The organism is Okeania sp. SIO2F4, from assembly GCF_010672385.1.
Classification (GTDB): Bacteria; Cyanobacteriota; Cyanobacteriia; order Cyanobacteriales; family Microcoleaceae; genus Trichodesmium.
Map to the genome: position 1 here is coordinate 1 of NZ_JAAHGT010000564.1, position 6,317 is coordinate 6,317.

Sequence of the window (6,317 nt, forward strand, 5' to 3'; positions counted from 1 at the left end):
CCACTTCAATGGGATGACCAAACCCTTTTGGTTTAGGTAGCAAAGGCTTGAGTATTTCCCACTCTAAATCACTCAGATAACTTGGGTATGGCTTACGTTGAGGGTTAGCGAGCGCAGGTATACGGCTCATTAGTCACAATTATATCCACAATATCATTGATCATAAAACTATGTTTCACTCTTATGTAGCTTTCTTTAGATTTTCTTAATGAATCAGCTCTAAAATAATTCGATTATACTAAATATACATCTGACTCTAACCATTTTTGTTGACCAAACTATTCGTAACATTCTTTTTTTAAAATGGTAATAGATGTCTAATATCAAATCTGGTAGCATCGGTATATTTAGAAAGTTAATCTAGGACAGGAGTCGTAGGGGCGAATTACCATTCGCCTCTACAGGAGTTAGAAGCGAAGATAATTTAGAAAGATTTGCTCTTTGCTGAAGATGAAAAATTTTTGGCGTTGCTGATTCTGGGTATGATTTAATCATTTTGTATTTGGAATTTTGTATTTTGGATGGTTTGAACTACTTGTTAATATTAACTGTTCCCTGTTCCCTGTTCCCTATTCCCTATTCCCTATTCCCTATAAACCTACTTTCATACTTTAATTGAGCAATGCCAAATTTTTTATACCTAATTAAGCCGATTTGATATATTTTTTTGGAGTTAAGTCGATCGGTAGATAAGAAAATTTTTATTCTTATTCTCGGTCTAGTTTAGTATTTTTTTGCTTACCATATATTTATAAATACGTCAAACTACTGTTAGACTAGTTGAGGAAAATTAGTTCGTCATGTTCAAATAAAGAAGAGGCGATCGCTTACTTAAAGAACGAAATAATTAGGGTTTTGGGCTGAAAATTTCTATTGGGTAATAATTACCCCTGGATTATAATTTCTTGATTTTATCACAAAAAGGCTGAAACTATTGAAATTCTGTTGGCTAATTTGGGCTTTTTTTGCTGTTTTTTGTTAGAGATTGATGACAAAATTTTAAATTTTAAAACTATAATCTGATGTTAATAATTAAAACTTTTCACTTCAGCGATCGCTAAAGTTAAGGAACGATCTGAAAAAAATACAGAGATTAAAGAGGGAAGATTTAAAGTTTGGACATGACTCATTTGCTTGTGGCTTGTTTTTGTTGCGTTGAATAAACAGTCATGCGTAGGGGCGAGCGAGACTCACTAAATAAATTGTATCAGAAAAAATTTCTGCTGGCAAGGGGAAATTCTTTTCGTCGCTGATTTTTTTCGTTAGAGCTTCACAAAATGCAAATTTTATGACCTGTGCATCTGTGGCAAAATCTTTGTCTTACCCTGACTTTTTTCCCGGTTGTTTGGGATTTAGGTAATTTTGAAGTTGTTAGGATTATATTGAATTAGGCGATCGCTAAAGTTGAGGAACGAGCGGAAAAAATACAGAGATTAAAGAGGGAAGATTTAAAGTTTGGATATGACTCATTTGCTTGTGACTTGTTTTTGCTGCGTTGAATAAAAAGTCATAAATATTGGCGATCGACACCAACTAAATAAATTGTATCAGAAAAAATTTCTGCTGGCAAGGGCAAATTCCTTTCGTCGCGGATTTTTTTTTTGAGCTTCACAGAATGCAAATCTTCTGATCCGTGCATCTGTGGCAAAATCCTTGTCTTGCCCTGACTTCCGCTCACACGGATTATGGCACGGATGTACGGATTAATTCGCGGGAGGGAAAAGAGAAAAGAAAAAGAGGGAAAAGAGGAAAAGAGAAAAGGGTTAAAGAGTTCTCCCGCCATCGCATACTACAGGAAAACCAATATAGTCGTGGAGGTTGTCGCGCCTATAGCTGACGTCGCGAATCGCGGAACGGCAAATATTAGGATACTTGAGCCAGGAACCCCCCCCGCAGCGGTGAAAAATTTTTATTTCCATCTAACCAAAAACTGCCATCTGTAGGTACACCTTCATAGTTAGGATGCCAATCATCAGTGCACCATTCCCAGAGATTCCCGTGCATATCGTACAAACCAAAACTATTGGGTGGAAAAATTCCCACATCTGTTGTTTCTTGACGAAATTCTCCTTCCGGTTCATCAGCATAAGTATAGTTGGCATTATAGTTAACTAACTCAGACGTTATAGTTTCGCCAAAATAAAATGGTGTTGTTGTTCCTGCACGGGCGCGCATATTCCCACTGACTCTCACTGGGTAAACTGTATTTTTTACCTGTTATTTCTGAGAGTTTCTGACAAAATTTTGTCGCGTCTCTCCAACTTACTTATTCTACAGGACGGTTTGCACCTTTAAAATAGGAAGGATTATTTCCCATAACTGCTTGCCATTGTGTTTGAGTGACTGGATACTTTCCCATGAAAAATTCAGACACATCCACATAATGTTGCGGACTTTGACGATCTATATCTCTTCTCTCTTCTTCTGTCTCTGGAGAACCCATAAGAAATCTACCTCCAGGAATTTTTACCATTTCTAGGGAGACTCCATTGCCGAGGTTTTCTGTCATTACTTCTGCTTTACCTTTACGGCGACTTATTATTTCTCCTCTCCTGTTAACTGTGAGGGTAGTAAATGTCTGAATGGGAAATTTTGGTTGTGGTGGAGGGGTAGGTTCTGGGGTTGGTTGTGGTGGAGGGGGAGGTTCTGGTATTGGTTCAGGAGTTGGTTGGGAAGTAGAAATATTTTCTAGAGGTGTTCTACTCCACAAATATTTAGTTAACATTGCTGCGACAAACCCACCTACTGCCAAACTTCCTAATGTTAATAGTGGAGGGGGAGGTTCTGAAGTTGGTTGGGAAGTAGAAATATTTTCTGGAGGTGTTCTATCCGACAAACCTTTAGTTAACATTGCTGCGACAAACCCACCTCCTGCCAAACCTTCCAATATCAATATTTGTCTTCTAGTTTTATTCTTGACTTCTCCGCGCTTTAAAAAGACGCGGATTCTAAGCGGATATTCCGAGCGCGGTTTCAACCCGCTCGGAATGCTTACAATATTTTTTAGAAAGAGAATCCAAAAAATATCGTTTTGGCAGAGTCAAAACTCCCCTACAGACCTTGGTTAAATCCAAATTTAACTGTGTCCTTACCTTCTTGATAATATTAGCAGCCCCATTACAATCAGCATTAATTAAACTGCCATTAGAAGAACAATACAAGCCTCTTTCTACTCGCCTTCCTGATGCTTCCCACCGTTCGGGTTTTTCACCGTATTTAGGCAGAAAATCATCATCTAGAAAACTGGCTTGACTGGTATAGCTCTCCTCTGTATCAATAAAGTTAATCCCGTACTGCTGACCAAGTTGAGAAACTCTCTCTTTCAGTTTAGCTGTGGGAATTTGCACAAACTCCTGATTATTCTTTTTGCCAATGTTAATCCCGTCTTTATTGAACTGATTCCAACCAAAGACAATATTGCTGACATTGTTAGCGAGACACCAATTAATAATCAACCTAGCGGCTTTATTGATGTTATCTCTCATTTGACGGTTGCGCTTTTCGGTCAATTCAGCGAGTTCCTCATCCCAGTAATCTTGTGGTTTTCCCCTCTTGATCTTAGCCACTTGCTTGTTGTACCACTGGTTCTGGGATTTAACCTTTTTTCCGTCAATAATGAATGACTTTCCCGTGTTGGAAACTCCAGTTATCCAATTATTCAAACCGGGGTCAATTCCCAAAACGTTGTTATTGGCTTCAATGGGTTCAATTTCCGGCTGCTGGTAAACAAACTCAATATAGAAACATCCATTTCTGGGAAGGATGCGATACTGTTTGATTGATTTGTAATCCAGATTAGAAGGCATTGGTAAGAGAAAATGGTCAATCCCGAACCATGCTTTAACTTGATTTCCGAGAGGAAATTTTAAATAGCGGTGCGACCACGGTGAATCCTCCCCTCCTTGGAGGGGTTGGGGGTGGGTCTCGCCTAGGGAACGCATACCAACAGAGCCATCAATCAATTTAACCCATCGAGAAGGATAACTCACAACTGCCATTCCACCTTTCTTTCTATAACTTGGTGGCTTCGGTCTAAAGTGTAATTTTTCCTCCTTGTACAGTTTTAATAACGCTTTATACGAATTAAACGACTCAATCACACCATGCAATGTCTGTTGAGCGCAAGCTGACCGCATTGCCTTGAAGTGGATGTTGCTTTTTAATTCCCGATCAAGAGCGCCTCTTGTTAGAAATATTCCCGCTTTAAACAGCATTTGACGGCAATAATATATCCCGCAGTTTGTTAGCCTGTTGGCTTCTAAACAGATATATTCAAGAATTGCCATGATTTCTGGAGCTTCTTGAATCAAGTGCTGTTGACATCCATACAATTTACACCACCTCCTTGCTTTTAGATTAACATAAAGAATTTTTCTTGTTAAGAATAATGACGGGTGAAAACCCGTTGCGGAAGGGCGACCATTGATTTTAATCAATGGCTAACTCTCACTCTTCATTTTTAGGTTTTTGGCAAAATCTAATTTGAGTATATATGAGCGCACCTTCTCCATTATACTTACAATATCATGTCAAATTTTTGTTTGTCAACCAATCCTCTATAATTCTCAAAATATAGAATATTTAACTTAAATAACTAAATGACTATAGCTATAGACTTCGGAACAAGTAACACTGTAATCTCTCGTTGGAATCAAACAACTCAACAACCAGAAACTATTAAGTTACCAAACTTATCAATTATTTCTGGGCAAAATCCACCTTTGATTCCTAGCTTAGTCTATGTGGAAAATGCTGCTGAAAAAAAAGTTGTAATAGGTCAACAAGTTAGAGATAAAGGTTTCGATGTTAGTACAGACTCTAGATTTTTTCGTAATTTTAAACGAGGTATTGGTGCAAATATTCAAGGATTTTTGCCTGAACTTGACGGTCAAATTACTTCTTTTGAACAGGTAGGAAAATTATTTTTAGAAGAAGTTATAGCGGGTATTCGGAATGTTCCTTTGCCTGTAGAATCTTTAATTTTTACTGTTCCAGTTGATAGTTTTGAAGCTTATCGTAATTGGTTGGGAGAAGTTTGTCAGTCTTTAGAAGTTGAACAGGTACAAATGATTGATGAACCTACTGCCGCAGCTTTGGGTTATGGGATGGGAGAGGCAGAAATTTTATTAGTGGTTGATTTTGGTGGGGGAACTTTAGATTTATCTTTGGTTAGGTTAGATAATTCGCTGCAAAAACAACCTTTGGGTTTTATTTTGAAATGGGGTGAAAAATCTTTTGGTCAAAGTTCAAATCAAAAGCCTAAAACGGCGAGGGTTTTGGCAAAAGCAGGACAGAATTTAGGAGGTTCGGATATTGATAATTGGTTGGTGGATTATTTTGTCAAAAATCAAGGTATTGAAAAGACTCCTTTGACTACTCGTTTAGCAGAAAAGTTAAAAATTCAATTATCTTTACAGCAAGAGGCGACGGAAGTTTTTTTTGATGATGAAACTTTGGAAAGTTATGAGTTGGAATTAGGGCGGGATGGCTTTGAGGAAATTCTCAGGGAAAATGGATTTTTTGCCAGTCTCGATAATTCTATGAATCAGGTTTTACAGCAGGCAAAAAGACAAGGAATAGAATTATCAGAAATTGATGCTGTTTTGTTGGTGGGAGGTACGGTACAAATTCCGGCAGTACAGAGATGGGTAAAGGAATATTTTGATGCTGGAAAAATTCGTTGCGAAAAACCTTTTGAGGCAATTTCTCAGGGAGCGTTGCAATTAACTCAAGGAGTAGAGGTTAAAGATTTTTTGTATCACAGTTATGGTATCCGCTATTGGGATAGAAGGAAAAATGCTCATAGTTGGCATCCATTAATAAAATCTGGTCAACCATATCCTATGACTAATTCTGTGGAATTAGTATTAGGTGCTTCGGTAAATAGTCAGCCAAGTATAGAATTAATTTTAGGAGAATTGGGTAGTGAGTCTGGGGGTACAGAAGTTTACTTTGACGGCGATCGCCTGATTACTAGAAAAATATCTGGAGAACAAACTTCAGTACAGCCTTTAAATGATAGAGAGGGAGGTCGTAGTATTGCTCAATTAAATCCTCCAGGAAATCCAGGAAGCGATCGAATTAAGGTTTTGTTTTGGGTAGATGAGTCTAGGTTTTTGAGAATAACGGTGGAAGATTTATTGACAAATGAAACTTTGTTAAATGAGCAAGCTGTTGTGCAGTTGAGTTAGCTAAACTGTCGAGAAGCCTCACACCATAATTTAAAATTTGGTGTGAGATGAATCGGCGGCCAATTGAATGGGCATCGAACCCATTCAATTTGTATGCTATCCCAGCAGAAGCTTTCGCCCTGATTG

4 protein-coding genes and 1 pseudogene are annotated in these 6,317 nt (G+C 38.0%); 1 reads left to right on the plus strand and 4 read right to left on the minus strand.

What is annotated here, in order from left to right; translation table 11 throughout:
- Nucleotides 1–360: 360 nt before the first annotated feature.
- The 4 genes and pseudogenes from F6K22_RS27570 to F6K22_RS27585 form a co-directional block, all read right to left on the minus strand.
- Entirely contained in the window at nt 361–495 is a 135-nt protein-coding gene (locus tag F6K22_RS27570) for a hypothetical protein (RefSeq protein ID WP_293105438.1), read from the minus strand.
- A gap of 1,012 nt (nt 496–1,507) precedes the next feature.
- Entirely contained in the window at nt 1,508–1,639 is a 132-nt protein-coding gene (locus F6K22_RS27575) for a hypothetical protein (RefSeq protein ID WP_293105441.1), read from the minus strand.
- A gap of 124 nt (nt 1,640–1,763) precedes the next feature.
- Nucleotides 1,764–2,914, minus strand: a pseudogene (locus tag F6K22_RS27580) (formylglycine-generating enzyme family protein); the annotation flags it as partial.
- A gap of 34 nt (nt 2,915–2,948) precedes the next feature.
- Nucleotides 2,949–4,436, minus strand: a complete 1,488-nt coding sequence (locus F6K22_RS27585; protein WP_363274561.1) for an RNA-guided endonuclease InsQ/TnpB family protein — start codon at nt 4,434–4,436, stop codon at nt 2,949–2,951.
- A gap of 162 nt (nt 4,437–4,598) precedes the next feature.
- Here F6K22_RS27585 and F6K22_RS27590 point away from each other — a divergent pair, with 162 nt between their 5' ends.
- Nucleotides 4,599–6,191, plus strand: coding sequence for an Hsp70 family protein (locus tag F6K22_RS27590; RefSeq protein ID WP_293105444.1), 1,593 nt, complete (start codon nt 4,599–4,601; stop codon nt 6,189–6,191).
- Nucleotides 6,192–6,317 lie beyond the last annotated feature (126 nt).